This window comes from Microbispora triticiradicis (genome assembly GCF_005864065.1).
Classification (GTDB): Bacteria; Actinomycetota; Actinomycetes; order Streptosporangiales; family Streptosporangiaceae; genus Microbispora; species Microbispora triticiradicis.
In genome coordinates this window covers 219,509-246,246 of record NZ_VANP01000009.1, presented here as the reverse complement: position 1 = coordinate 246,246, position 26,738 = coordinate 219,509, and the positions used below count along the sequence as shown (strand labels likewise).

Below are 26,738 nucleotides of genomic sequence, written 5' to 3'. Positions count from 1 at the left end.
CTGCGCAACGGAGGGAAACCGATGCGGTTCTTGGGGATAAATGCGATATTTCATGATCCAGCCGCCGCTTTGGTGATCGATGGCGAGGTGGTCGCCGCAGCGGAGGAGGAGCGCTTCAGCCGGCGCAAGCACGGCAAGCGGCCGGTGCCGTTCTCCGCCTGGGAACTGCCCGAGCAGGCCGCGGCGTGGTGCCTGGAACAGGCCGGCCTGCGACCCGAGGACCTCGACGGCGTCGCCTACTCCTACGACCCGGAGCTGGTGCTGCCCGGAGGGGAGGGACAGGACGCGCGCTGGGAGGAGATGCGCACCACCTACGCGCGCCGGGCCCCCAACTTCCTGGCGACCGCCCTGCCGGGGCTGGACTCCGCCCAGGTGCGGTTCGTCCCCCACCACATCGCGCACGCCGCGTCGGCCGGGCTGGCCGCGCCGTACCGCGAGTCGGCGGTGCTGGTCTGCGACGGCCGGGGCGAGGCCGTGTCGCACCTCGCCGGGCACTACCGGGACGGCGAGCTCACCGTCCTGGCGAGCCAGGCCCTGCCGCACTCCCTCGGACTGATGTACGAGGACCTCACCGCGCACCTCGGCTTCCTGCGGTCGAGCGACGAGTACAAGGTGATGGCCCTCGCCTCCTACGGCGAGCCGCGGTTCCTGCGGGAGATGCGCGAGCTCGTCCACCCCACGGGCGACGGCGGTTTCCGGGTCGAGCCGATCGACTGGAGCGTCTACGCCAAGGCCCTCGGCAAGGGCGAGAAGTGGACCTCCGACCACGCCGACCTCGCGGCGAGCGTGCAGACGCGGCTGGAGGAGGTGCTGCTCGACCTCGCCAAGTGGCTGCACGAGCGGACCGGCGCCCGTTATCTGACGATGGCCGGGGGAGTGGCGCTGAACTGCGTGGCCAACACCCGGCTGTTCGCCGAGGGCCCGTTCGAGGACGTCTGGGTGCAGCCGGCGGCGGGCGACTCCGGCACCGCGCTCGGCGGGGCGCTGCACCTCGCGCATGCCTCCGGCGACCGGGTCGCCCCGATGCCCGGCGCCGACCTCGGCCGCGGCTGGACCGACGAGGAGCTCGGCGCCTGGCTCGACGTGGCGAAGGTGCCGTACGAGCGGCCCGCCGACCTCGCCGCGGCCGTCGCCGCCGAACTGGCCGCCGACCGCGTGGTGGCCTGGTTCCAGGGCCGCGCGGAGTACGGCCCCCGCGCCCTCGGCCGCCGCTCCCTGCTCGCCAACCCCGGCAATCCCCGCAACACCGAGCGGCTCAACGACGTGAAGGGCCGCGAGCAGTTCCGCCCCATCGCCCCGATGGTCCTCGCGGAACGCGCCTCCACGATCTTCGGCAGGGGTCCGATGTCGAGCCCGTACATGCTGTTCGTCCACGACGTGAAGCCCGAGTGGCGCGACCGCGTCCCCGCCGTCGTCCACGTCGACGGCACGGCCCGCATCCAGACGATCGAGCGCGGGCGCGACCCGCTGCTCGCCCGGTTACTCGAGGAGTTCGAGGCCCGCACCGGGGTTCCCGTGGTGGTCAACACGAGCCTCAACACGGCGGGCCGTCCGATGGTGGACGACCCGCGCGACGCGCTGGAGTGCTTCGGCTCGGCGCCTGTGGACGTGCTCGTGCTCGGCCCGTACGTCGTGCGCAGGGGGGCGGTGTTCGCGGGATGACATCGGAGACGACCCGGCAGACGACGCAGCAGGCGACCCAGCAGGCGACCCAGCAGGCGACCCGGCAGACCGGCCGGAAGCGGAGGAACGCGCCCGCGGACGCCACCCCCCAGGGGCCGGCGGTCACCGTCGTCATCCCGACGATCGGGCGGCCGAGCCTGGCCGCCACGCTCGCCGCCATCAGTCCCCGGGAAGCCGCCGGCCCCCAGGAGGGGGACGGCCCCGAGGTGATCGTGGTGGACGACCGTCCGGGGGAGGAAGCCGAGGCTCTGCCGGTCCCCGCCGGCGTACGAGTGCTCAGGTCGGGCGGGCGCGGCCCGGCCGCCGCCCGCAACGTGGGCTGGCGGGCGGCGACGACCCCGTGGGTGGCGTTCCTGGACGACGACGTGGTGCCGGGGCCCGGCTGGGCGCGGGCGCTGGCGGCCGACCTCGCCCGCCTGCCCGCGCACGTGGGCGGCAGCCAGGGACGGCTGGAGGTGCCGCTGCCCGGCTCCGCCGAGGGCCGCCGCCCGACCGACGCCGAGCGCAACACGGCCGGCCTGGCCGACGCCGACTGGATCACCGCCGACATGGCCTACCGCAGGACCGCCCTGGAGGCGACCGGCGGGTTCGACGAACGCTTCCCCGGCGCGTACCGGGAGGACGCCGACCTCGCGATACGCGTGGAGCGGGCCGGATTCTGCCTGGTGAAGGGGGAGCGCCTGACCCGGCATCCGGTGCGCGGCGACGGCTTCTGGTCCAGCGTGCGCTTCCAGCGCGGCAACGCCTCCGACGCGATCATGCGCCAGGCGTACGGCCGCGACTGGCGTCTGTTCATCGGCGGGCCGGGCAGGCTCAGGCGGCACGCCCTCACCACCGGCGCGGGCCTGCTCGCGCTCGCGCTGGCCGCCGCCGGCGTGCGGACCGGCCGCCGGACGCGTCTCGCCGCGGGCGCCGCCGGGCTCGCCTGGCTCGGCCTCACCGGAGAGTTCGCCTGGGCGCGGATCGCCCCTGGGCCGCGTACGCCCGGGGAGATCTGGCGCATGGCCGTGACCAGCGTGGTGATCCCGCCGGTCGCGTGCGCCCACCGGCTCAGGGGCGAGCTGGCGGTGCGGACGGGGAGGCGTCCGTGATCGGGACCGCACTGGTGGTGCGGCCCGACAACGCGGGAGACGTGCTGCTCGCGGGGCCCGCCGTGCGCGCCGTCGCCGCCGGGGCGCGGGAGGTCGTCATGCTCGCCGGTCCGTACGGCAGGGCGGCGGCCGAACTGCTGCCCGGCGTCGGCCGCGTGCTGGAGTGGCGCGCCCCCTGGATCGACCCCGACCGGATGCCGGTGACCTCCGAGCACGCGGCCCGCCTGGTCGATCAGGTGCGCGCCGTCGGCCCCGACCTGGCCGTGATCTTCACGTCCTTCCACCAGTCGGCGCTGCCGACGGCCCTGCTGCTGCGGCTCGCCGGGGTGCCGCGCATCGCCGCGATCAGCGAGGACTACCCCGGCTCCCTGCTCGACGTGCGTCACGTCGTGGACGAGAGCGTGGACGTGCCCGAGCCGGAGCGGATGCTCGGCCTCGTCCGCGCGGCCGGCTTCGTCCTGCCGCCGGGCGACGACGGGCGGCTCGCCGTACGCGGGCCGCTGCCGGACGTGGCGCACCTCACCGGCCCGCCGGGCTACGTGGTCGTGCATCCCGGCACGACCGCGCAGGCCAGGGCGTGGCCCGTGGAGCGCTGGGCGGAGGCGGTCGAGGCGCTGCTGGCCGCGGGTGAGCGGGTCGTCGTCACCGGCAGCCCGGGGGAGCGGGCCCTGACCGCGATCGTCTCCGGTCCCGCGGCGGACCTCGGCGGGGCGACCACGTTCGCCGAACTGGCCGCCGTGCTGGCCGGGGCGTCGGTGGTCGTGGCGGCCAACACCGGCCCCGCCCATCTCGCGGCGGCGGTCGGCACGCCGGTGGTCAGCCTGTTCGCGCCGGTCGTGCCCGCCGCCCGCTGGGCGCCGTACGGCGTGCCCTCGGTGCTCCTCGGCGACCAGGACGCCCCCTGCAGGGGGAGCAGGGCGAGGCTCTGCCCCGTCCCCGGCCATCCGTGCCTGTCCGCCGTCAGCGGTGCGCAGGTCGTGGACGCCGTCCACGGCCTGGCCGCGGCGAAGGAGTCGCTCCGCGGGGCGGTCACGGAGCTCGGCGAGGCGGTCACGTCGCTCCGCGGGGCGGTCACGGAGCTCGGTGATGCGGTCACGGAGGGGGTGCCATGAGGATCGCCCTGGTGTCGGAGCACGCGAGCCCGCTCGCGACCCTCGGCGGCGTGGACGCCGGCGGGCAGAACGTGCACGTGGCGGCGCTGGCCCTGGCCCTGGCGGAGCGGGGCAACGAGGTCGTCGTGCACACGCGGCGCACCTCCCCGGAGCAGCCGGACACCGTGCCCATGGCGCCCGGCGTCATCGTCGAGCACGTGCCGGCCGGGCCGCCCGAGCCGCTGCCCAAGGACGAGCTGCTACCGCACATGCCGGAGTTCGGGGCGCACCTCGCCCGCCGGTGGAAGGCCGAGCGGCCCGACGTCGCGCACGCCCACTTCTGGATGAGCGGCCTGGCCACCCTGACGGCGGCCGAGCCGCTCGGCGTCCCGGTCGTGCAGACCTACCACGCGCTCGGCACGGTGAAGCGGCGCTGGCAGGGCGAGGCCGACACGAGCCCGGCGACCCGGATCTCCGCCGAGCGCGACATCGGCCGCCGGGCCGTCGCGGTGGTCGCCACCTGCTCCGACGAGGTGCGGGAACTCGTCGCGCTGGGCGTGCCGCGCGACCGGATCGCGGTCGTGCCGTGCGGCGTCGATCTCGGCCTGTTCCACCCCGGCGGCCCGGCCGCCCCGCGCGGCGACCGGCCCCGGGTGCTGAGCATCGGGCGCATGGTGCCGCGCAAGGGGGTGGACACCGTCGTCCGCGCCCTGCGGCACGTGCCCGGCGCCGAACTCGTCATCGCGGGCGGCGACCCGGGCGACGAGGAGGGCACGCGGCTGCGCACGCTGGCGGACGGCCTCGGCCTCGGCGACCGGGTCCGGCTGATCGGCAGCGTGGGCCGGGCCGAGGTGCCCGCCCTCATGCGCTCCGCCGACGTGCTGGTGACCGTCCCGTGGTACGAGCCGTTCGGCATGGTGCCCCTGGAGGCCCTGGCCTGCGGGGTGCCGGTGATCGCCTCGGCGGTCGGCGGCCACCTCGACACCGTCGCGGGGTGCGGCGTGCTCGTGCCGCCCCGGCGGCCCCGCGCGCTGTCCCGCGCGCTCGGCGACCTGCTCGCCCGGCCCGAGCTGCGGTCGGCGCTGTCGGCCGCGGGGGCCCGGCGGGCGCGCGCCCGCTACGGCTGGCGGAGGATCGCCGAGCAGACCGAGTCCGTGTACCGAAACCTGGCCGGCGGGCGTCTCGGCGCCCTCGCCGCCGCGGGAGGCTGAGCGATGCATCCTCACCTGGCCCGGCTGAGCACCGCACTGACGGCGGTCGACCCGGAGACACCCAAGATCCACGCCTGGGGTTACAAGCTCGCCGCCGTGCTGAGCGGCGGTGGACGGCTGCTCGCGTGCGGCAACGGCGGCTCGGCCGCCGAGGCGCAGCACCTGACCGCCGAGCTGGTCGGGCGCTACCGCGCCAACCGCAGGCCGTACGCGGCGATCCCGCTGCACGGCGACACCTCGTCGCTGACCGCCATCGGCAACGACTTCGGCCTGAAGGAGCTGTACGCGCGGCAGGTGCGGGCGCACGGCCGCCCCGGCGACGTGCTGATCTGCCTGTCCACCAGCGGGACGAGCGCCAACGTGACCGAGGCGGCCGAGGCCGGCCGCGAGTGCGGCCTGACCACCTGGGCGCTGACCGGTCCCGGGCCGAACCCGCTGGCCGACCTGTGCGACGAGGCCCTGACGGTGCCCGCCGACGACACCGCGACCATCCAGGAGGTGCATCTCACGGTGATCCACATGCTGTGTGACGTGATTGAGAAGGCCGTCGCGTGAGCGCACCACTCGTCATCGTCGGAGACTCCCTGCTCGACGTCGACGTCGAGGGCACGGCCGACCGGCTGTGTCCCGACGCGCCCGTCCCCGTGGTCGAGGGGCAGGCGGAGCACCACCGGCCGGGCGGCGCCGGCCTCGCGGCGCTGCTCGCCGCCCGCGACGGCACACAGGTGACGCTGGTCACCGCCGTCGGCGACGACCCCTCGGGCCGCTGCCTGGAGGACCTGCTGTCGCCCACGGTCGAGATCGTACGGCTCCCGCTGCGCGGCACGACCGTGCGCAAGACCCGGGTCCGGGCCCGGGGGCAGACGCTGGTCAGGATCGACACCGGAGACGGCCGGGCCATGGGGCGGCCGGGCCAGGTGGCCTCCGCCTCGGCCTTCGCCCGCGCCGCGGACGCCCTCGCCTCGGCGGGCGCGGTGCTGGTGGCCGACTACGGGCGCGGCGTGGCCGACCTGCTCCGGGAGTTGCTGCGCGGCCTCGACGTGCCGGTCGTCTGGGACCCCCACCCGCGCGGGTCGCTGCCCGTGCCGGGCTGCGCGCTCGTCACGCCCAGCGAGGCGGAGGCCCGGGGCATGTGCGGCGAGCCGTACGTCTCGCCGGAGCGCACGGCCCGCAGGCTCGTGCGCGATCTCGACGCCGAGGCCGTCGCGATCACGCTCGGTGAGCGCGGCGCGATGCTGGCCCGTCGCGGCGGCAGGTTCGGGCCGGTCCCCGCCCCGCACGTCGCCGTCGGCGCGGACGCCTGCGGCGCCGGCGACCGCTTCGCCGCGGCGGCGGCCCTCGCCCTGGCCGACGGAGCGTCCACCGAGGACGCCGTCGCCCGCGCGGTCGGCGAGGCCACCAGGTTCGTGGCGGACGGCGGGGCCGCCGCCCTCCGCCTGCCGCGTCCGGCCGCCGAGGCGCCCGTGCCGTTCCCGCCCGGCGCCTCCGCCTTCGAGGTGGCCGCCGCCGTGCGGGCCTCCGGAGGCCGGCTCATCGCGACCGGCGGATGCTTCGACCTGCTGCACGCCGGGCACGTGAGCCTGCTGCGGCGGGCCAGGGCGCTCGGCGACGCCCTCGTGGTCTGCGTCAACTCCGACGACTCGATCCGGCGGCTCAAGGGCCCGAGCAGGCCGCTGGTGAGCGAGCGCGACCGCGTCGAGGTGCTGCGCGCGCTGGGCTTCGTGGACGCCGTGACGGTCTTCGGCGAGGACACGCCGTCCCAGGTCATCGAGCGGCTGTGCCCCGACGTGTGGGTGAAGGGGGGCGACTACGACGAGCGGTCGATGCCCGAGGCCGAGGCCGTGCGCCGGGCCGGTGGGGAGGTCGTCATCCTGCCGACCGTGCCCGGATATTCCACCACGGGCCTGATCGCCGCCGCCCGGGCCGCATCGTGACCTCCGTCGCGGGTAGCGGTCCTCCAGTCGAAAGGGAAACCCAATGGTGGGAAACGTACTGATCACCGGTGGCGCGTCCGGCCTCGGCCGGGCCACCGCGGCGGCGGTCGCCAAGGCGGGCGGCCGGCCGCTGGTCGTCGACCTCAACGAGCCGGACGGCGGGTTCGACCACGTGCGCGCCGACCTCGCCGACCGGGAGCAGGCCGAGCGGGCCGTACGCGAGCTCGCCGAGCGGGCGGGCGGACTCGACGCCGTGGTCACGGCGGCGGGCGTCGACGCCTGCGGACGGCTGGAGGACGTGGCCGCCGACAGGTGGGAGCGGGTGATCGGGGTCAACCTCCTCGGCACCGCCGCGGTGGTCCGGGCGGCCCTGCCGTTCCTGCGCGAGTCCGGGGGCAGAGTCGTCACCGTCGCCTCCACGCTCGGCGTGCGGGCGCTCAGCGACGCCACGGCCTACTGCGCCTCGAAGTTCGGCGTGGTGGGCTTCACCCGGGCCCTGGCGGCCGAGCTGGCCGGGCAGGTCGGGGTGACCCTGCTGATCCCCGGCGGCATGCACACCCGCTTCTTCGACGACCGGCCCGAGCAGTACAAGCCCGGCCCAGACGCTCGGCTGAACCAGCCGGAGGACGTCGCGTCGGCGATCCTGTTCGCCCTCGGCCAGCCGCGGGGCTGCGAGGTCAGGGAGCTGGTCGTGGCGGCCTCGACGGAGACGTCATGGCCCTAGAGGAACCCGGAAGACCGGTCCTGCTCGCCCTGCGCGGGCTGGGGCTCGGCGACCTGCTGGCCTCGGTGCCCGCGCTGCGGGCGCTGCGGCGGGCGCATCCCGGGCATCACTTCGTGCTCGCCACCCCCGCCTACCTCGGCGGGCTGCTCCCGCTGATCGGCGGCGTCGACGAACTGATCGACGTGTCCGGGCCGGGACCGGTGCCGTACGCGTCGCCGGACGTCGCGGTGAACCTCCACGGCAGCGGCCCGGAGAGCATCCAGGCGCTGCGCCGCACGCGGCCGGGCCGCCTGCTCACCCACACGCACCCCGCCGTCCCCGGCTCGGACGGCCCGGAGTGGAACGCGGAGACGCACGAGCGTCAGCGGTGGTGCTCACTGCTGGAGTGGTACGGCATCGCGGCCGACCCCGACGACCTCGCGCTCGGCGACCCGGGGCCGGGGCCGCTGCCCGGCGGCGAGGTGGTCATCCATCCGGGCGCGGCGTTCCGGGCCCGGCAGTGGCCGCCGGACCGCTTCGCCCAGGTGGCCGCCGAGCTCGTCCGGACGGGCCACCGGGTCGTCGTCACGGGCGGGGTGACCGAGATCGCGCTCGCCCGGCACGTCGCGGCCCTCGCCGGGCTGCCGGAGGAGTCGGTGCTGGCCGGCCGTACGAACCTGCCCGAGCTCGCCGCGCTCACGGCGCACGCGGCGCTGGTGGTGTGCGGCGACACCGGCATGTCACACCTGGCCACCGCCGTCGGCACGCCCTCGGTCATCCTGTACGGCCCGGTCCCGCCCGCGCTGTGGGGGCCGCCGCCGGGCCGCCCGCACATCGCGCTGTGGGCGGGACGCCGGGGAGACCCGCACGGCGACACGCCGTCGGAAGGCCTGCTGGAGATCGGAGTGGCCGAGGTGCTGGACGCGGTCAGAAGGTCACGAGGAGTGGAGGTGCGGTGAAGGGATCCCGTGTCGTGGTCACCGGAGGAGCCGGGTTCCTCGGCTCCTACCTGTGCGAACGCCTGATCGAGAAGGGCGCGGCGGTCGTCTGCCTGGACAACTTCCTCACCGGGTCTCCGCGCAACGTCGAGCACCTGATCGGCCGCCCGGCGTTCCGGCTGGTGGAGTGCGACCTCACCGGGTTCGTCCACGTGCCCGGCCAGGTGGACCTGGTGCTCCACTTCGCGTCGGCGGCGTCGCCCGCCGACTACCTGCGTCATCCGATCGAGACGCTGAAGGTCGGCAGCATGGGCACGCTGCACGCGCTCGGGCTCGCCGCCGAGAAGAGCGCCCGGCTGGTCCTCGCGTCCACGAGCGAGGTGTACGGCGACCCGCTGGAGCACCCGCAGAAGGAGACGTACTGGGGCAACGTCAACCCGGTCGGGCCGCGCAGCGTGTACGACGAGGCCAAACGCTTCGCCGAGGCGCTGACCACGGCCTATCACGACTCGCGGGGCGTCGACACCGCCATCGCGCGGATCTTCAACACCTACGGCCCCCGGATGCGGCCGCATGACGGCCGGGCGATTCCCACCTTCATCCGGCAGGCGCTGCTGGGCGAGCCGATCACCGTGACCGGCGACGGCAGCCAGACGAGGTCGATCTGCTACGTGGACGACACGGTCGACGGCGTGCTCGCGCTCGCCGAGAGCGACTTCGCCGGGCCGGTGAACATCGGCAACCCGGCGGAGATGTCGATGTCGGACCTGGCGGAGACGATCCGGGACCTCGCGGGCTCCTCCTCGCCGGTCCGGTTCATCGACCGGCCGGTGGACGACCCGGCCGTACGCCGCCCCGACACCTCGCTCGCCGAGGAGCGGCTCGGGTGGCGTCCCCGCGTCGACCCCGTCACCGGCCTGCGCCGCACGATCGACTGGTTCGAGAAGGAGCTGAACTCCCCGTACTCCGTCGCCTCCTGATCGCCGTCGTCCCGGGCCCCCGCCCCAGCGGGGGCCTCAGTCCAGGCCCGTTCCCTCCCGCCACGCGTCGTCCGCCGCCTGGTGCCGGTGATCACGGGGGGACATGCCGAAGGCGGCGCGGAAGTTGCGGCTGAAGGTCGCGGCGTCGCTGAAACCCCAGCGGGCGGCGATGGTCTGGATGGGCCGTGCTCGCAGCAGGGGGTCGGCGAGATCGCGGTGGCACCCCTCAAGGCGGCACCGGCGAATCCAGCCCGCCACGCTCAGCCCCTGCTCCTGGAAGATCTTGTACAGGTGCCGTACGGAGATCCCGTGCGCCGCGGCGATCATCTCCGCGTTCAGGTCCGGATCACCGAGCCGCTGCCGGATGAAATGGTGGATCAGCGACAGCAGAGCCTGGTGCCGCGACTCGGGCGCCAGCGCGCGGGTGGCCTCGCACCGGTGCGCGCAGGCCGCCGCGACCAGGTCGAGGGTGACGGCGCCCAGCGCCTCCGCGTCCTGGCGGGTAAGGTCGCCAGCGTTCTCCGTCAGCTGCCTCAGGTGCGCGGCCAGGACACCGGTGATCCCGGCGCGCGCGGGAAACGGCGCCGCGACGAGCCGCCCGACCATGTCGGACCGAAGGCCCAGCGAGGATCTCGGGAACTGGACGATCAGAGATTCCGCCGGCCCACGGCCGGCCCCTCGCCATCCCTGCCACGGCTGGGACGAGTCGATGAGAAGAAGGTGATTCACCGCGAAGCGCGCCTCCCGGCCCGCCTGCGTCATCGCACCGTCGCCGGCGAGAACGAGGTGGAGCTGGAAGACCTCCGGATCCGTCTGCCGGATGAGCTTCGCGGGCCGGCTCACCTGCAGCCTGCTGTGGCTCATCGTCGACAACGTGACCGCGCCGAAGTCGAACAGCCGCGCCGACGCGTTGAAGTCGGCGGGGCTGTCCGAGGCCGGCCATGTGCTCACGAGTGTCTGCGACAACGTCTGATGCCAGAAAGGAAAACGGTCCCGAGCGGCCAGGTCCCTGGTGTTCCACTCCAGAACTTGCATCTGCACCCCCCGACGCACACAAATCGGCATCAAGTTTACAGAAATCGTCAAGACGTAATTGCGCAATCTCCGGCATACCGACGTCGCATACCGAATTTCCGGGTGCACCAAATTCGTTAGTGGTGCAGATCTGAGAACAAGCGCCGAAGGCCGGGGCCGCCGAGGTGGAAGCGCCTGGAGTGCGATCGCGCGACCGCCGTCAGAGCGTACGGACCCGGGGGCGCGGGCTCGCTTCGGGTTTCGGCGCGCCCGTGGGTTTGGTAAGGCTGTAGGCATGATCTTTCCCGCGAGGGCGCTCAACACCGCCGTACTCACCCTTCTGGTCGTCCCGATCACCACGGTCGCCGCCGCTCCCCAGGCGACGGCCGAAGCCGGGGGCAGCTCCCACGCGGCGGCGTCGGCCCGCCGCCTCCTGGCCCAGCTGAAGGTCGCCAGGCCGCTGCCGCTCCGCGGATACAGTCATCGGCGGTTCCAGCCCCGGTGGGCGCACCACAAGGGAGCGTGCGACGCGCGGGAGGTGGTCCTCGCCCGCCAGGGGCGGGGGGTGCGCAGGGACGCGCACTGCCGCCCCGTCAAGGGCGCCTGGTACAGCCCGTACGACGGCAGGGTGCTGAAGAGCGTCAAGCAGGTCGACGTCGACCACCTGGTGCCTCTGGCGTACGCCTGGCGCTCCGGCGCCGCCCGATGGAGCCAGGCGCGTCGCCGGGCTTTCGCCAACGACCTCACCCGGCCCGAGCTGGTCGTGGTGAGCCATTCGGTGAACATGGCCAAGGGAGGCCGGGGCCCGCAGAGCTGGCGTCCGCCGCGCCGGAGCCACTGGTGCCGCTACGCCACGGCGTGGATCGCCGTCAAGCACCACCACCGGCTCTCCGTGACCGGGAAGGAGAGGACGGCCCTGCTCAACATGCTCCGCACCTGCCGGCGCTGACCGCCGCCCGCCGCTCCCGGACCGCCTTCACGGCCGGGAGACGGCGTCGGCGGCGGTACGCACGATGGCGGACAGCGTGTCGCCGTGGGCGCCGTGCCAGTAGACGCGGCCGCAGGCGAGGCAGCGGGCGAACGCGTCGTAGGTGCGCCGGGTGCCGGGCTCCAGCGTGTCCTCCACCTCTGCCTTGCCGACCGTCGCGAGCGTTCCGTTGCAGGCGGTGCAGCGGGTCCACGGCGCCAGCGGCGGCCGGAACCGGTCGAGCACGTCGAGGAACTGGTCGTCCGGCCGGGCGCCGCGCACGTACGCGCCGTGCCGCAGCGACCGGCGGCGCAGGATGCCGCGGTCCTGCGTGAGCAGCACCCGTTCCTCGGCGCTCGCCTGCTCGATGAGGGCGTCGTCGTCCATGTCGTTGTGGTAGGCGGTGTCCAGGCCGACCAGGCGGAGACGGCGGGCCAGCGTGCCGAGATGGACGTCGAGGAGGAACCGGATCTCCGGGATCACCTGCGGCCTGCGTACCGGCCGGACGTCCACGACCTCACCCGGGCGCGGCCGGTACGACGGGCCGGCCGGGCGCTCCGCCGCGGTCAGCCCGCCGACCTCGGTCAGCGGCACCCCGGCCGACTCGACCACGTGCCCGAGCGAGGAGGTCCCGTCGTAGGGCAGGCACACCTCGGGCCGCCGGTTGCGCGGCGCGAGGAAGAGCCACAGATCAGGCGAGAAGCGTACGGACAGGTCCATGCTCCCAGCATGCCTCTCAGCATGCGGGCCGCCGGGCCGCGGACGAAGGGCCCCGCTGCCGTCCGCCGGGGAGGGCGGCAGCGGGGCCGTACAGAGGGTGGGCAGGGCTCAGGCGGCGACGGTCGTCCGGCCGCGGACCTGGAGGACGGTCAGCAGGCCGACGACGACGGTGACGGCGCCGGTGATCCAGGCGGTCCACGCCGAGGCGGCGTCGCCGTCGAAACCGAACGCCCAGGGCGAGACGAACAGCAGGGCGCCGAACGCCGCGGTCACCCAGGAGCTCGCGCCGCCCGCGCCCAGGATGGACCACAGGGCGGAGACGACGAGGAGCGCGCCGAGGACGAGCAGGGGTTGCGTCGCGGCCTGGGCGTCGGCCCAGAAGAACGGCGCGACCACCGCGACCAGTCCGGCGAGGAGGGCGACGACGTCGGACAACGATCTCGTGAGATCCATCCGTGCCTCCGTACGGGAGAGATTGGTTGTGCTCCGACACTCCGTCTGATTGACCGCCCGGTCAACAACCCGTTACGTCAGGATTTCCTAACCCTGAGTGACAACGCCCTGAACGCGCGGGTCGCGGACTCCGCGCGGAAACCTCCCCTGTACGGCGACGGCCGCCGGCCCGGGAAAGTCCCGGCGCCGGCGGCCACCTTCACGAACCGGTCAGCGCCTGCCCCTGACCTTGACGGTCTCCTTGTTGTAGTTGTCGCCGGAGCCGTCCGGCTTGTAGTTCTTCTCGACGTTGCCGGCGATGTCGACGGCGAACCAGTGGACCTCCGTGGTCTGGTTCACCGTGATCCTCTGCGCGCCCTCGCGCATGCCGGCCGCGGCCAGCTTGGGCGAGTTCAGCGTCGGGCGGCCGCCGTCGAGCGTGTAGTAGACGTTCGCCGGCTCGTCGGTCGTGAACGTGAACGTCACCGAGGTGTCGTCCTTCGCGAGCTCCTTGAGCCGGGAGTCCGGCCGGTGGTGGTCCTCCCCGTACTCCCGCGCCACCTCCAGGATGGCGATCTGGCCGCCCGCGAACTCCATCGCCTCCTCGTGGCCCTCCTCGAAGGGCGGCTGGAAGCCGACCGCGCGGTACTGCTTGGTGGCCTGGTCGTAGACGTCCGCGCCGACCTCGAAGTCCCAGCCGATGATGCCGCGGTTGTACCAGTGCTCGTCGGCGCTGTTGCCCGCCGCCGAGTAGAGCACGTCGACCACCGGGCCGGTGCGCCCCGGCCAGATCGCCGTTCCTCGCCGGTCCTGCACGGCCGACAGGATGTGACCGGACGCGTTCCAGAAGAAGCTCTCGGTGCCGAAGTCGGCCCGCGGCAGCGTCTCACGCCCGGCGGTCTTGTACGCCCCCGGAGGCCACATGAAGTAACCGCCGTAGGAGTGGGTGTTCATGGCGAACCTGATGTTCGGGAACGTGTCGACGAGCCACACCTGGTTGCGCGTCTCGGGCTCCGACAGCTCCGACGGCCCGCCGAACGTGTCGCTGGTGCAGGTCGTGGAGGCGCCGTTGAACCCGTCGAACACCGAGCCGACGGTGAAGTTGCGGTTGAGGTCGACACCCCAGGAGTTGCGGCGCCCCGGGTCTCCGTTGGCGGCCGGGCAGTGGTCGGTCATGTTGCGCCGCTGCATGTTGAAGTCGTACATCGAGTAGTGGCCGCCGTCGGGGTTGGCCGTCGGCATCACGAAGATGTCGAGGTCGTCGACGAGCCTGCGGGTGGCCGGGTCCTCGTTGTAGTTGTGCAGTAGCCGCTCGGCGGTCTCCACGCAGGTCACGGGGGTCACCCACTCGCGGGCGTGCTCCTGGCAGTAGAGGAAGACCCCGACCTTCGAGCCGTCCCGGTGCCTGCCGATCCGCAGGGCCTTCATCTGGAACGGCCGGCGCGAGACCGTCGCCGGAGCCAGCAGGCCGTCGGTCAGCCGGGTCGCGGGGGCCTCCGCCACCAGGCCGTTCCCGGCGTTGCCCCGGTAGGTGGCGGCGGTGAGCAGCGCGGAGGCGGCGGCGTCGCCGTTGAGGGCGGCCACCACCTGCGCGGCCGTGCTGCCGATCGCCCCGGAGGCGTCGGTGGCGAGGGTGACCGCCACGTTCCCGCCGGTGACCGCGACCGACAGCGGGGTTCCGGTGGTGGCCGGCCTCACCAGCGCGACGCTCACGTCGTTGCCGCCCTCGCTGCCGTACGCCTTGGAACTCACGTAGAAGGTGCTCGCGGCGGCGGCGCCGGTCCCGCTGCCGAACTGCGCCTGGGCCGCCCGCCGGTAGCCGTTCGTCCGGTACGGCAGGTCGACGATCTCCGCGATCTTCGGGAACTGCTCGGCGAGCCCGGTGATGCGGCCGGTGACCTCGGTCGGGTCCATGTAGTGGTCGACGAAGTCCGACACGTAGTGCTTGCTCGGGGGCTTGCGCCTCTCGCCGAGCCACTTCGTCACCGGCACCGTGACCGAGCCGCCCCGGCTGCTGGTCACCGTGACCTTCGTGGGGGCCTGCGCCACGGGGACGGGCGCGCTGAACCGGTGGTACATGTACTGCCCGGCGTCGGTGAAGCGGGACATGGTCGTCGTGCCGCCGGAGCCGGGGGCCGTGCCGGGACCGCTGTCCCAGGTGGCGGTCAGCACGGTCTGCGCGTCGGTCGCGCTCGACTTCACCTCGGCCGACAGGAAGCTCTGGCCGTCCAGGCTGGTGAACCACTCGGCGCGCAGCGGGGTGAGCGTGTCGGTCTCCGCGGCGTCGGCGGCGGCGGAGGCGAGGGCCTGCCGCCGCTCGGCGAGGTTCGCGGCGTAGTCGCCCTGGTCGGATATCGCGTCGCGGACGTCGAAGCCCTGGTCGCGCAGGCCCTGCGCCTCGCCGGGGCTGAGCACGGCGTGCACCTCGACGCCGCCCTCGACCGGCTTGGTGTACTCGGCCAGGTCGACGCCCAGGGAGACCAGCCTGTCCACCGCCGCCTGGTCGGCGACGACGACCCGCATCAGCGCGACGCCGTCCTGCGCGGTGCCGGACACCCGGTCGGGCGGCACCGGCTGGGGTGAGGGATCGGCGAGCACCGGGAGGGCGTTCAGGGCGAGCGCCAGGGGGAGCGCGAGCACAGCCGCGTAACGCCGCGTTCGGCGGGGGGAGCTCCTCATCGGGTTTTCCTCCATCTGGCGTGCCCCTTCAGGCAGGGGGGTCGGCCGGACCGGGGCACGCAGGTCGAGGGAAGTCTTCGTCGGTGTAGGAACTTCGTCAAGGAGCTCCAACTCTCCGATTTCGGGATTTTTCCGTAATGAGACGCATTAGTGCCAAATTTAGGGTTTTGGCACGCGCGCCTCATTGGTAACGCCGTGCCGATAGCCGGAACTCTATCCGCAACCGCTGGTCCGGGGTTACTTCATGTGCTAGTCATGTTACCTAAAGTAATCGTCAAACTGCTGGAGGTGTCATGCTCGCGGGCGTACTCGCCGCCGTGGCGGCCGTCGGCCTGGTGGCCCTGTCCGTCATCCTCTTCCGCACACTGGGCCGGGGCACCGACGACCGCGATCCGGGCGGCACCTCCGCCGGCCACGCCGGGTCGATGCTCTCCTCGCTGTTCCTGCTCGTGTTCGCCATCGCGATCGTCGTGCCGTGGACCTCGGCCGACGCGGCGCGGCAGAACACCTATCTGGAGACGCAGGCCCTCGTCGAGACCTACTGGGCCGCCGCGCCCCTGCCCGTCCCCGACGCCGGCCAGTTACGCGAAGGGCTGCGGGAGTACGCGCGGTACGTCGTCGACGACGAGTGGCCGCTGATGGCCGCCGGGCGGCTCGGCCCGGAGGGGACGGACCGGCTGGAGTCCCTGCGCGCCTACGTGGCGGGACTGCCGGTGACGACGGACGAGGCCCGCGACGCGAAGAGCGCGGTGCTGGACCGGATGGCGGACCTGTTCGCCGCCCGGCGGCAGCGCGCGGCGGACGCGGGGACGGCGCCGCCGCCGGGAGTCCTCCTGCTGACGGTCGTCACGGGCGTCCTCGTCGTCGTCTTCCCGTTCCTGGCCGGGGCGAGACCCCGGGGCTTCGCGCTCATCCCGGTCACGGCCATGGCGATCCTGCTCGGCGTGGGCGTCTACCTGGCCTGGAACATCGCCCATCCCTTCAGCGGGGGCCTGGCGGTCAAGCCGGACGCCTTCGTGAGCGCCCTGCACGAGTTCCAGCGGATCCCCGAGGGCCGCTGACATGGGCCGGACGGAGGGCCTGCGCATGGCCGTCGCGGCCGTCTCCGCCTGCGCCGCGCTGTCAGCCGCGTTCCCCGGGCAGGCGCGGGCCGAGCGCCACACGCTCGCCGCGGCCGGGACGGCGGCAGCGGGTCGGCCGGAGACCGGAGGGGCGGTGCGGGCGGCGGAGATCACGGCGACGGCCGTCGACCCCGGAATCGCGCCCGGAGTCGTGGGCGGCGTGGCGGGTGCGTCCCGCACGGTCGCCGACCCGCACCGGCCGGGGGCGCGGATCGGCCTCTGCGTCGACGTGGACGTGATCGTCGGCCTGCACGTGGAGGTGGGCGTCGGAGGCCCGGCCCGCTGCACGCCGCCGACACCCGTGCCGCCGCCTCCGCCTGCCCCGCAACCCACGCCTCCCAGCCCGCAACCTCCGCCACCGCCACCGCCACCGCCTTCGGCGTCGCCGGCGCCGGCGAAGCCCAGGCCGGCCCCGCCGAAGGCGCCGCGCCTCTCCCCGCGTCCGGCCGTGCCCCGGCCGCCGGTCGTCGTGGCGCCGTCACCCCGTCCTCATGCGACTCGTCCCCATACGACCCCGCGGCCCGTCGCCACGCCGTCGGCGTCCCCCGTCCACCGGGTGCCGGCCAGGCATGCCGCGACGCCCGTACGGCGCCGCGACCCTCTGGGGTCGCTCACGGTCGTCGTGGTCCTGTGCGTGGCGATCGCCGCCGCCGCGGCGGCCGCGTTCCGGGTGCGGTAGCCGTACGCCGTCAGCGCCGGGCCGCGCCGGGAGAGGGATCGGCGAGCGCGGCGCCGAACACCCATGACGAGGTCTGGGCGATGAAGTCCCCGGGGAACCCGAGCGTGAACCCGGTGGCCTGTTCCAGCCGCTCGCGGATCTCGGGAGGGAGGGTGAGATCGGCGGAGGCGAGATTGTCCCGGAGCTGATCGGCGGAACGCGCCCCGACGATCGGGTGGACGGCGGGGGAGCGGCTCATCGTCCACGCGATCGCCACCTGGGACGGGGTCGCCCCGAGTTCGCCGGCGGCATCCCGCACGGCCCGGGCCACGGCGTGGTCGCGGTCCGAAAGGGACTGTGCGGCCAGCCGTCCGGCGGGCGCGGGCCCGTCCGCACCGGTGTACTTGCCGGACAGCACGCCGCCCCCGAGCGGGCTCCACGCCGTGACGCCGAGCCCGAGAGACTCGGCCATGGGCAGCAGTTCTCTCTCGATGTCGCGCTGCAGCAGGCTGTACGGCACCTGCAGGCCGATGAAGGGACTCCACCCGCGCCACTCGGCGAGGGTGTTGGCACGGGCCACGACCCAGGCGGGGGCGTCGGAGATCCCCACGTACAGCACCTTGCCGGCCTGGACGGCGTCGTCCAGGGCGCGCATCGTCTCCTCGATCGGGGTGTCGCGGTCCCACATGTGCACCCAGTAGAGATCGAGGTAGTCCGTACGCAACCGGCGCAGGCTGGTCTCCAGCGAGGCCCTCAGGTTCTTGCGGTGGTTCCCCGCGGCGTTCGGGTCGGCACGGTCCCGCGAGACGGTGTACTTCGTGCCGAGGACGAACGACTCGCGCCGGCCTTCGAGCAGCTCGCCGAGGATCTCCTCGCTGGCTCCGTCGCGGTAGTTGACGGCGGTGTCGATCGTGTTGCCGCCCGCCTCGGCGTACAGGTCGAGCATCCGGCGGCACTCCTGTGGAGGCGCGCCGACCCCGCCCTGCTCGCCGAAGGTCATCGCGCCGAGGATCAGATCGGACACGCGCAGGCCGCTCGCGCCCAGGGTGCGGTATCTCATGCCGTGGCCGATCCCCGGACGTCCTGGTCCAGTGCCCAGCGGCGCGCGCACGGATCGAGCGGCTGACCGGATAACTGTGTCATGGGCAAGACAATACACGTTGTATGGACAACGTGTCTGCCCCCGATGGCCGCTCACGGCGTGCCGACGCCACTTGCCGTCCGGTCGCTCGGGGTCCCGCGGTCCTGCACCGGCTTCGCGGCCGCTTCGTGGCTCGCCGGCCTGTCGGCCGGGAGAGCGACGGCGGGGACGACCGCGGCGGCGGTGATGCCGATCGCCCACCAGAACGCGCCCTGGAAGGCGCCGGTGGCGCCGTGGCCGAGGAGCGACTGCAGTGCGACGGCCACGATCGCGGTGCCGAACGAGGCGCCCACCTGCTGGACGATGCGGGTGTTCATGGTGGCGTGCGGGATGCCCGCCGGTTGGATGTCCCGGTAGGCGACGGACATCGGCGGGATCAGCACCGCCCCGATCCCCAGACCGCGAACCAGCAGCACGGCTCCCAGCCACCACGGGCTCGTGTCCGGTCCGGCGAGCGCGAACGGGACGGTGGCGACGGCGGCGAGCAGGAAGGCGGCGATCGTCACGGCGCGCGCCCCGAACCGGCCGACCAGCCTGCCGATCACGAAGCGCGAGACGAGCGCCCCGGCACCCTGCGGAATCATCAGCAGTCCGGCGTCCAGCACGCTGTCACCGCGTAGCTGCTGGTAGTAGAGCGGAAGCAGGAACATTCCGGCGTACATCGCCGCGCCCGCGGCGAACAGGGCCGTGGAGGCGCTGCCGAGCGAGCGTACGCGCAGCAGCCGTACGTCGACGATCGGCTCCCGCTCGCCGGGCCGCGACGCCCAGGCGACGAACGCGGCCAGCAGGACGAGCCCGGCCGGCAGCGGCACCAGCACTCCGGCGTGGGCGATCCCGCCGTTCTCGGACAGTTGCGAGAGGCCGAGCAGGATTCCCGCCAGCGCCGGCGCGAGCAGCACCAGGCCGATCCAGTCCAGGCGCCCGCGCCCATCCGAGGGGCCGGGGCGGCCGGCGGGCAGGAAGCGCCACGCCAGCAGCAGCCCGGCGGCGATCACCGGCACGTTGACGAGGAACAGCCAGCGCCAGCTCAGCCAGTTGAGGATCACGCCGCCGATCACCGGGCCGAGGATCGGGCCGAGCGCGACCGGCAGGCTGACGGCCGCCATCAGCCGGCTGCTGACCCACCCGCCCGCGGCTCTCACCGCGAGCGTCTGCATCAGCGGGAAGATCAGCCCGGCGGCGAGGCCCTGCAGCACCCGGAAGCCGATCAGGGCGGCGTCGTTCCACGCCACCGCGCACAGCACCGAGGCGAGCGCGAACAGTACCAGCGCGGCCATCCAGACCCGCCTGCCGCCCCAGCGGCGCTCCGCCCACCCGGTGACCGGGATCGCGACGGCCATCGCCAGCAGGAAGCCGGTGGTGACCCACTGGATCGTGCCGGTGGTCGAGTGCAGCTTCACGACCAGCGTGTGGATCGCCAGCGTCACCATCGTCGAGTCGAGGATCGCCGCGATCCCACCCACGACCAGCGCGATCAGCGCGTTCTTCACCTGTGGCGACAGCTTCGCCTCGGTGGTCTCCGTCATCGTCTCGTCCCTGAGATAAGAGTGGAATCCATCTCTTAAGAGACTAGGACGCGTTGCTAAGAAATGTAAACCTCTCTTATGATGGAGTCGTGACATCTGCCGCCGCGCCCTCTCGTCAGCGCCGGCGCGGGCCCGAGCTTGAGGCCGCGCTGCTGGACGCGGCCTGGGACGAGCTGCTCGAGGCCGGCTTCGCGAAGCTGACCATGGAGTCCGTGGCCTCCCGCGCCGGCACCGGCGTCGCCGTGCTGTACCGCCGCTGGGCCAACAAGAACCAGCTCGTGCTCGCCGCGCTGGAGCACTACCGGAACAGCCACCCGGTCGATCTCCCCGACACCGGCACCCTGCGCGGCGACCTCCTCGCCGCACTCACCGGCATGGGCGAGGCCCGCGCCGCCTTCTCCGCCATCGCCGCGGCCGCGGCCTTCTCGGGGCTGCTGGCCGATACCGGGCTCACCCCCGCACAGGTACGCGAACGGATCCTGGGCGACCAGCCGCTCTCGCGCGTCCGGGTCATCTACCAGCGCGCCCACGACCGCGGCGAGATCGACCTGGAACGGATCCCTCCCGCGGTGCTCGCCATGCCGTTCGACCTGGTGCGCCACGACCTGCTCATGGACCTCAAGTCCCTGAAGCCCGCACGCGTGACGTCGATCGTCGACGAGATCTTCCTCCCTCTCGTCCACAGCTATCACGACGGGCCGGGGCCGGCGGGAACCGTCTCATCCGCACCGGCCTGAGCGCCGTGGAGTCCCTAGAGCTCGTCGTATTCTGAGGGGCATGCCTTCGAAGCGCGGCGCGCAGTCGGCCCGCAGATCGGTCGCGGAGCCGGCGTCCACCGGGCTGCGGGAGCGCATCCTGTCCGCGACCCGCGAACTGCTCCGGGAGCGCCGGTTCGACACCCTCAGCGTCGCCGACATCCTCGCCGCCGCGGAGGTCTCCCGGGCGAGTTTCTACTTCTACTTCCCGAGCAGGCAGGCGGTGCTCGGCGAACTGGTGCGCGACGCCGTGGCGCAGGGGCAGCAGGCCGCGCGCCCCTGGGTCGAGGGGCTGCAGGACCCCGTCGCCGCCATGCGCGCGGGGGTACGGGACGGCGCCCGGCTGTGGCGAGACAACGCCGGCGTCCTCATGGCCATCGTGGAGAACCAGGGCTCGGACGAGGGTCTGCGAGCCCTCTGGCTGGAGCAGATGAACCTGTTCACTGACGCCGCCGCGGCCCGTATCGAGTCCGACCCGCAGGTTCGCGGGCGGCTCGGGGACCTGGACGTGCGCGCCGTCGCCGCGTCGCTCACCTGGATGGGCGAACGGCTCTACTACCTCGCCGCGGCCGGGATTCCCCCGTTCCACGACGAGGAGGTGCTCGTCGACGTCCTCACCAACGCCTGGACGTCCATCCTCTACGGCCGGCCGGTCACCCCACTGGTGGAGCACCCGGCGGGGTGACCACTCCGCGCCGAGTCCGATCGGTGCGCGCCGGCGCCGCCCGGGAAGGCGGCGCCGGCTCCGGTGCCCTCAGGACCTGCGGGCCCGGGTGACGACCTCCTCGCCCGTGAGCGGGCTGCTGGGGTGGTGGCTCAGGCACAGCGGCGTACGCACCTTGGTGAACGACCCGCCCTCGACCGCCGCGTAGAACTGGCCGGACCGCAGCCGGGACACGTCCGGGACGTCGCCGCCCTTGGCCTTGGCCAGCTCGCGCGCCGCCGTGATCTGCGCCGGTGCGTTGAGCAGGCCGAAGAACTGCGTGGCCGCGTTGCCTGTGATCTGGTTGTGCAGCCCCTTCGGCGCTTGGGTCGCGAACACCAGCCCGAGGCCGTACTTGCGCGCCTGGGCGGCGAGGGCGAGCGTGCTCTGGGTGCAGGCGGTGGCCGCCCCGGACGGCGCGAAGGTCTGCGCCTCGTCCATCACGAACAACCCGCCGAGCGGCCGGTCTCCGGCAGGGTGCCGCTTGATCCAGGAGAACAGCGCCATCTGCAGCTGGTTGACGAAGCTCTGCCGCTGGGCGTCGGAGGTCAGGCCGGTGAGGCTGATCACCGAGACGCGGGCTCGCTTCCCCTCCGCCGGGGTCAGCAGGAGGCCGGGGTCGACCGGAACCCCCTTCCCCGCGAACAGCGGATCGCTGATCATCTCGGCCCGCAGGTGCTGGGCCATCTCGGTCGCGAGCCTGGCCGCGCCCTCGAGGCGGCTCACGCCGTCCGGCAGGTCGTCGAGCAGGGCGACGAGCCCGTTGAGCGCCGTGCCACCCTGCCGTCCGTAGTGGACGACGGCCTCGCGCAGCACCGCCCGGCCCAGGTGCGCCCTCGCCGTCCTCCCGTCGACCTTGGCCCGGGGCACGAGCGCCGCGAGGGCGGCGTCCACCGCCTCCCCGAACTCGTCGGGGTCGTCGAGCACGCTGGCGAAGTCCGGCAGCGGTTGGAAGCTCAGCGGGCGTCCCTGCTCCTTGCGGGGCGTCCAGACGACCACATCGGTGTTCGCCAGATAGTCGGCGGCCCTGGCCGCGTCGTCCTCGCCCCACGCGCCGGGCGGCTCGGGCCACGCGTCGCCGAGCCGCGCCAGGTCGTTGTTCGGGTCGAGGACGACCGAAGAGACCCCCTGCAGAGCGCACTCCTCCACCAGCCGCCGGATCAGGACGGTCTTCCCCGACCCCGAACCGGCGAAGATCGCCACATGCTTCCGCAGGGCGTCCAGTGCGATCCGCACCGGCCGGTCGTCCGAGCTCGCCGCTCCGATCGTCAGGTACGGAGTCGTCAGTGCGTCAATCGGCGACAGTGGCCTGCGCGGGCGAGGAACCACCGGTTCCTCCGCAGGAGTCAGCTCCGCAGTCGGCACCTCGGCCGGTGGTGCCTCGGCAAAGGACGGCGGAGGCCCGAACCGCTGATCGGAAGCAGCCGGGCCGTTGCCCACGTCGCTGGGCAGCACATCATCGGTAGGGGGCGATGAGGGCGCAGCGCCGGAGACCGGGGACGGCGCGTCTGCCTTCGGCGATGGCGCGGGCTGCGCCACCGGCTGTAGAACCGGCTGCGGCACGATGGCCGGCTGCAGCACTCGCCGATCGGGATTGGCGGTGCGCCGGGACTGGTCCGGCGACCGGGTCGCCCGCGAGGACGTCCTGGCACCTGGGTCGGACACCCGCGGAACGGCGGCGTCGCTCAACGCCTCGGCGAACAGCTTGACCTCGCTCGTCGGTCTGCGAGAGACGAGCCACGCCTGGAGATCGGGCGGGTTGGCGGCGAGAAGGTTCCGGAGAGCGGCAAAGATCCTGAGGTCGTCCTCCACGATCTGGAGGAACCGGCCGCCTGCCTGCTCGAAAGCGGTCAGCGCCTCCTGCGTGACCGGTCCCTTCGCCCAGCCGTGGTTCCTGAGGATGAACAGTCTGCGCGTGGGTGTCCGCCCGTCGAGCCCGGCTGCGGTGGACGCGGAACGCAGCCGGTTGAGCGCGGAGGTGTGATTGGACGCTCCAATAGCGCGGAAGCACCAGTGCGCCTCGTTCTCGGTCGCCTCATCCAGTGTCCGCCGCAGGCGGGCGTGCAGGGGCGGCTTGGAACTCGGCGACGGGTCCTGGCTGAACACACGTCCCGTCTCACCCTGCTCGGCGATCCACGCCTGCAGTCCGGCCGACAGCAGCCCGGGCATCACTGCGTCCTCCGTGACCGGGTCCAGCGCCCCCGCCACGTCCGCCCGCTCCCGCAACTCCGCGAACCGCCTGTCGAGCGCCGTGAGGTCGTCCGGCGGGTCGATGATCCGCTTGGTGATTGCCCGCGACTGCTCGCTGAGGCGCGCGAGTTCCGTGACCCGCCCGCTCGCCAGGCATGCCCGCACGTGCGTGTCTATCCGGATGAGCAACTGGCGAGGGGTGTACTGGTGTGCTTCCTCGAACGCCTCCGGCCTCACCGGCCACGTCGGGTACGGCGGCGTGAAACCCGCACGCTCGTACTGTGCCCAGAAACGCTTCTCGATGAGCGTCCGCCCGGTCTCCGCGTCCGGGATCGTCTTGAGGGGGGTCGTCTCCCGGAAGCGGTCCTGTACCGTGTCAGTGGCCTTGGTCTGAATCAGATTCCACGTAGCGGGCAGGCACGAGAGCACGGTCAGTGCGCGGCGAGTCACCTCGCGGAGTGTCATCAAGCCGCCCGCGACGCGTTCGAGGATAAGTGCCTGCTGCCACGACTCCTTGAGGTCGTTGTCCGCGAGGGAGATGGACGACTGCGCCAGTAGGATGTCGATCTGGTCGATCGCGATGATGGACGGCCCAGTCAACGCCACCAGGTGGGACAGGTCGCTGACAATCTCCTGCGGGGACTTTCCGATCGTGGTGAAGCCCCAGCCTGCCCGCTCACCCGGTTCTCCTTCCGCTGCGCACGCGAGGTAGGCGTCGCCGACGTCCTGCGCGGACAGGTCGATGGACGCGCGCAGGACGAGCGCCCTCGCGACGTCCTGAGCGTCACGGCCGACGTGCCGGTCGTACCGGCGAAGAGCGTGCACGAAGACGTCCAGGTCCTGCCGGGAGAGCGACGCCTCGCCGATCACGGACTGCCGGGCGTCGGACGGCACCTCGGTCAGCAGGCAGAGCCGCCACAGGAGTTCCTTGAGCTGGGTCCCCGACCCTGGCATGGGCCGCGAGAGGCTGTCCAGCATGGAGAGCAGCACGCTCTCCCAGAAACTCCTGGCGTCCAGCAGGCTGACCAGGAAGAAGTAGCCGTCCTCCTCGTGCACCGCCTGCCGGGCCCAACCGAGTAGGTGCGTCTTGCCCGCGCCTCTCTGGCCTTGTATCACGAGGCCGATGGGGCTCGCGTCGGCGCTCTCCTCGGCCTCGATGAAGCCGTTGAGGATCGCCTTGGCGGTCTGCTGGTGGAGAGCCCCGACGTGGAACGGCAGCGGTCGCCACACGTCGTCGGGGACCTTGGCGTAGTTGAACCTCAGCGCCGCCAGGGCGTCCAGTTCCCTGCCGGTCATCATGCTCCGATCAGAATGCGGTGCTTGGGCTGGTCGCCGATGATCACCGCCGCGTCGCGGTCCTCCTGCGACAGGTTCTTCTGGCTCTCCCAGGGGACGATGTGCACGTCGGGCTGGGTGATCATCCGGCGGAGGGCGTCGTCGACCTTGTCTCTGGGGGCGTCGCCCAGATGCGGGCGCAGCAGGGTCAGGCTGACCCAGGCGTTCGGCTTGTCGGCGAGCTGTGCGTACGCCTTCCGGATCGTCGTCTCTATGTCGTCCCACGACTGCGCGACCACGCTCGCGGGAGGCGTCTCCACGATCGCTGTCGGTTCCGCCACCACCTCGGCAACCGATGGTTCCTCAACCGGCACTTTGGTGATCGTAGGAATGAGGCCAGGCTCCCGCCCGAAAATCTCGGCGAGACGAAAGTCGGTCTGCTGCATGTGCCGTTGCACACCGGTCACCATGGCGCGGAGGGACGCTTCAAGTACTCGGCCGGCGGGGCGGCCGGACTTAGGAAGGCCCTCACGGAAGATCTTGGCTGCCATGAGCCAACCGCCGTCGGACAGCGTGTAGGTGTACGCCTGGCCCTTTTTCCCTACATCGATCAGCCTGAGTTCAAGCAGGTGCTCCCGCTCCTGCTTCTCAATCTCGACGCCGTACTGCTCCTTGAGTTCCGGATTGGTGACCTCTCGGGCTTCCGCCATCAGGAGAAGGAGGATGGCCGTCTCGCGCTGGGAGAGGGGTTTGTCAGGCATGGGGGGACCCTTCGAACGTTCCATTGCGGCGGGTGTGGAGGAAATGCTCGATCTCGGCCAGGACGGTGCCGACGTGGCCGAGGACCTGGTCGTTGGTGAAGCGGCGTACGGCGTAGCCATCCTCGCGCAGGCGCCGGTCGCGCTGCCGGTCGGCGGCGAGCCTGAGCGCCTCGCGGTGCTCGGGGCCGTCGATCTCGACGACGCAACGTTCCGCGCGGAACAGCAGGTCGACCCTGATGGGAGTGGTGAGCGGGCCCGACCTGTGGGTCTGGTTCCAGGCCCGGCCCGCCGCCCACGTGCATGACGACAGCGCCTTCTCCAGGCGCCTCTCCGCCTCGCTCGCGGGGTGGGGCAGCCCGGCGAGCGGGGGATAGGTGAGGACCGGCGCCGGCCGCCGCCCGGCCGGCCGTACGGGGCTGCCCGGGTCTTCGCCGCCGTCGGCTGCGGGACCGGGGCCGGCGAGATCGCGGGCGAGGGCCGCCACCTCGTCGGGGATCGGGGCGGTCATGCTCTCGACGCGATCGACCGCCCGCAGGGGCGGCCCGGTGAGCCAGACGCCGAACCGGCCGTGCTGGGCGAGCCATTCGCACCCCGTCACCAGCACCTCCTCGGCGGCGGGGGAGAGCCCGGAGGACGGCCGTACGAGGATCGCAGCCTCCGGACGCCGGTAGCCGTCGCGGAGCACCCGGGCCAGCCCCGCGGCGCGGACCTCGGGCGGGTAAGGCCCGATAGGGCCCGCCGTACGGTCACCGGCCGCGACCCCGCTCGCGCCGGCCCGCTCACGCAGGGCCCGCTCGGCGAGGTGGGCGAGGAAGGGGGCGAAGTGCCGGGTGGTCGAGGCCGTGCGCAGGGCGAGCGCCCGTACGGCGGGGACGGCCGCGCCACCGGCCCCGGTGATGCCGTCCGCGTCCGGCAGCCAGGCGGGGAACATCGCCACCGCCGCGGTCTCCAGCTCGCCCAGCACGTCGGCGACGAGGTCCGCGGGGGTCCGGGCGGGGCGGGGAGCGTAGGCGACCAGCGCGGGCGCGTCGTCGGGGAGGGGCTCCAGCGCGAGGGCGACCGCCCCGGCGTCCTCGCCGACGTGCACGACCCGGCCGACGGGAAGATCGTTCCACGACCGCGCCATCACGCCGTCCCCACCTGCTTGGTTGAAGATCCGACAATC

The 26,738-nt window shown here is 73.1% G+C and carries 23 protein-coding genes; 14 read left to right on the top strand and 9 right to left on the bottom strand.

Annotated elements, in window-relative coordinates:
• Positions 1-21: 21 nt before the first annotated feature.
• From FED44_RS23730 to FED44_RS23690, 9 genes are read left to right on the top strand one after another with little or no spacing between them, the layout of a single operon-like run.
• Positions 22-1,662, top strand: a complete 1,641-nt coding sequence (locus FED44_RS23730) for a carbamoyltransferase family protein (protein ID WP_138462094.1) — start codon at positions 22-24, stop codon at positions 1,660-1,662.
• Positions 1,659-2,774: a glycosyltransferase family 2 protein gene (locus FED44_RS23725; RefSeq protein WP_138462093.1), complete on the top strand. Its 1,116-nt coding sequence runs from the start codon at positions 1,659-1,661 to the stop codon at positions 2,772-2,774. Before FED44_RS23730 ends, FED44_RS23725 begins: the two co-directional genes overlap by 4 nt.
• Positions 2,771-3,886, top strand: coding sequence for a glycosyltransferase family 9 protein (locus FED44_RS23720; protein WP_138462092.1), 1,116 nt, complete (start codon positions 2,771-2,773; stop codon positions 3,884-3,886). Before FED44_RS23725 ends, FED44_RS23720 begins: the two co-directional genes overlap by 4 nt.
• Positions 3,883-5,076, top strand: coding sequence for a glycosyltransferase (locus FED44_RS23715; protein ID WP_138462091.1), 1,194 nt, complete (start codon positions 3,883-3,885; stop codon positions 5,074-5,076). The genes FED44_RS23720 and FED44_RS23715 overlap by 4 nt, the downstream gene beginning before the upstream one ends.
• Positions 5,077-5,079: 3 nt before the next feature.
• Entirely contained in the window at positions 5,080-5,631 is a 552-nt protein-coding gene (locus FED44_RS23710) for a D-sedoheptulose-7-phosphate isomerase (protein ID WP_138462090.1), read from the top strand.
• Positions 5,628-7,010: a PfkB family carbohydrate kinase gene (locus FED44_RS23705; RefSeq protein ID WP_138462089.1), complete on the top strand. Its 1,383-nt coding sequence runs from the start codon at positions 5,628-5,630 to the stop codon at positions 7,008-7,010. The genes FED44_RS23710 and FED44_RS23705 overlap by 4 nt, the downstream gene beginning before the upstream one ends.
• A gap of 43 nt (positions 7,011-7,053) precedes the next feature.
• Positions 7,054-7,734: an SDR family oxidoreductase gene (locus FED44_RS23700; protein ID WP_111697276.1), complete on the top strand. Its 681-nt coding sequence runs from the start codon at positions 7,054-7,056 to the stop codon at positions 7,732-7,734.
• Positions 7,725-8,672, top strand: coding sequence for a glycosyltransferase family 9 protein (locus FED44_RS23695; RefSeq protein ID WP_138462088.1), 948 nt, complete (start codon positions 7,725-7,727; stop codon positions 8,670-8,672). The genes FED44_RS23700 and FED44_RS23695 overlap by 10 nt, the downstream gene beginning before the upstream one ends.
• Positions 8,669-9,631 carry a UDP-glucuronic acid decarboxylase family protein gene (locus FED44_RS23690; protein WP_111697278.1) on the top strand — a complete coding sequence of 321 codons (963 nt, stop codon included), beginning with the start codon at positions 8,669-8,671 and terminating at the stop codon, positions 9,629-9,631. Before FED44_RS23695 ends, FED44_RS23690 begins: the two co-directional genes overlap by 4 nt.
• 36 nt (positions 9,632-9,667) lie before the next feature.
• On the opposite strand, the gene FED44_RS23685 is transcribed toward FED44_RS23690, so the two are convergent.
• Positions 9,668-10,666, bottom strand: coding sequence for a helix-turn-helix domain-containing protein (locus tag FED44_RS23685; RefSeq protein WP_262367269.1), 999 nt, complete (start codon positions 10,664-10,666; stop codon positions 9,668-9,670).
• Between the two features lie 274 nt (positions 10,667-10,940).
• Here FED44_RS23685 and FED44_RS23680 point away from each other — a divergent pair, with 274 nt between their 5' ends.
• A complete protein-coding gene (locus FED44_RS23680; RefSeq protein WP_111697280.1) occupies positions 10,941-11,594 on the top strand; it encodes an HNH endonuclease family protein in 654 nt (217 codons plus the stop codon).
• A gap of 27 nt (positions 11,595-11,621) precedes the next feature.
• On the opposite strand, the gene FED44_RS23675 is transcribed toward FED44_RS23680, so the two are convergent.
• The 3 genes from FED44_RS23675 to FED44_RS23665 all read right to left on the bottom strand — a co-directional run bounded on the left by FED44_RS23675 (position 11,622) and on the right by FED44_RS23665 (position 15,443).
• A complete protein-coding gene (locus FED44_RS23675; RefSeq protein ID WP_138462086.1) occupies positions 11,622-12,332 on the bottom strand; it encodes a Mut7-C RNAse domain-containing protein in 711 nt (236 codons plus the stop codon).
• Positions 12,333-12,440: 108 nt separating this feature from the next.
• Positions 12,441-12,785 (bottom strand): SPW repeat domain-containing protein, encoded by a 345-nt coding sequence (locus FED44_RS23670; RefSeq protein WP_111697282.1) that lies wholly within the window; start codon positions 12,783-12,785, stop codon positions 12,441-12,443.
• 210 nt (positions 12,786-12,995) lie between these two features.
• Positions 12,996-15,443, bottom strand: a complete 2,448-nt coding sequence (locus FED44_RS23665; protein WP_138462085.1) for a M14 family zinc carboxypeptidase — start codon at positions 15,441-15,443, stop codon at positions 12,996-12,998.
• Positions 15,444-15,736: 293 nt separating this feature from the next.
• Here FED44_RS23665 and FED44_RS23660 point away from each other — a divergent pair, with 293 nt between their 5' ends.
• Positions 15,737-16,504, top strand: coding sequence for a bestrophin-like domain (locus FED44_RS23660; protein WP_111697284.1), 768 nt, complete (start codon positions 15,737-15,739; stop codon positions 16,502-16,504).
• A 1-nt stretch (position 16,505) separates the two neighbouring features.
• A complete protein-coding gene (locus FED44_RS36555; RefSeq protein ID WP_187406025.1) occupies positions 16,506-17,243 on the top strand; it encodes a hypothetical protein in 738 nt (245 codons plus the stop codon).
• 10 nt (positions 17,244-17,253) lie between these two features.
• On the opposite strand, the gene FED44_RS23650 is transcribed toward FED44_RS36555, so the two are convergent.
• Positions 17,254-18,282, bottom strand: a complete 1,029-nt coding sequence (locus FED44_RS23650; protein ID WP_138462084.1) for an aldo/keto reductase — start codon at positions 18,280-18,282, stop codon at positions 17,254-17,256.
• 134 nt (positions 18,283-18,416) lie between these two features.
• Positions 18,417-19,889, bottom strand: a complete 1,473-nt coding sequence (locus FED44_RS23645) for an MDR family MFS transporter (protein WP_138462083.1) — start codon at positions 19,887-19,889, stop codon at positions 18,417-18,419.
• 89 nt (positions 19,890-19,978) lie between these two features.
• Between FED44_RS23645 and FED44_RS23640 the strand changes: the two genes are divergently transcribed.
• Together FED44_RS23640 and FED44_RS23635 are read left to right on the top strand one after the other, a co-directional pair.
• Entirely contained in the window at positions 19,979-20,626 is a 648-nt protein-coding gene (locus tag FED44_RS23640; RefSeq protein ID WP_138462082.1) for a TetR/AcrR family transcriptional regulator, read from the top strand.
• Positions 20,627-20,666: 40 nt separating this feature from the next.
• On the top strand, positions 20,667-21,329 hold the full coding sequence (locus FED44_RS23635; protein WP_138462081.1) for a TetR/AcrR family transcriptional regulator: 663 nt from the start codon (positions 20,667-20,669) through the stop codon (positions 21,327-21,329).
• Positions 21,330-21,398: 69 nt separating this feature from the next.
• Here FED44_RS23635 and FED44_RS38190 read toward each other — a convergent pair whose 3' ends face one another.
• From FED44_RS38190 to FED44_RS23620, 3 genes are read right to left on the bottom strand one after another with little or no spacing between them, the layout of a single operon-like run.
• The gene (locus FED44_RS38190; RefSeq protein WP_262367272.1) at positions 21,399-24,836 is read right to left on the bottom strand and encodes a helicase HerA domain-containing protein; all 3,438 of its coding nucleotides are present in this window, start codon (positions 24,834-24,836) and stop codon (positions 21,399-21,401) included.
• Positions 24,833-25,573: a hypothetical protein gene (locus FED44_RS23625; RefSeq protein WP_138462080.1), complete on the bottom strand. Its 741-nt coding sequence runs from the start codon at positions 25,571-25,573 to the stop codon at positions 24,833-24,835. Before FED44_RS23625 ends, FED44_RS38190 begins: the two co-directional genes overlap by 4 nt.
• A complete protein-coding gene (locus FED44_RS23620; protein ID WP_138462079.1) occupies positions 25,566-26,699 on the bottom strand; it encodes an endonuclease domain-containing protein in 1,134 nt (377 codons plus the stop codon). The genes FED44_RS23625 and FED44_RS23620 overlap by 8 nt, the downstream gene beginning before the upstream one ends.
• Positions 26,700-26,738 lie beyond the last annotated feature (39 nt).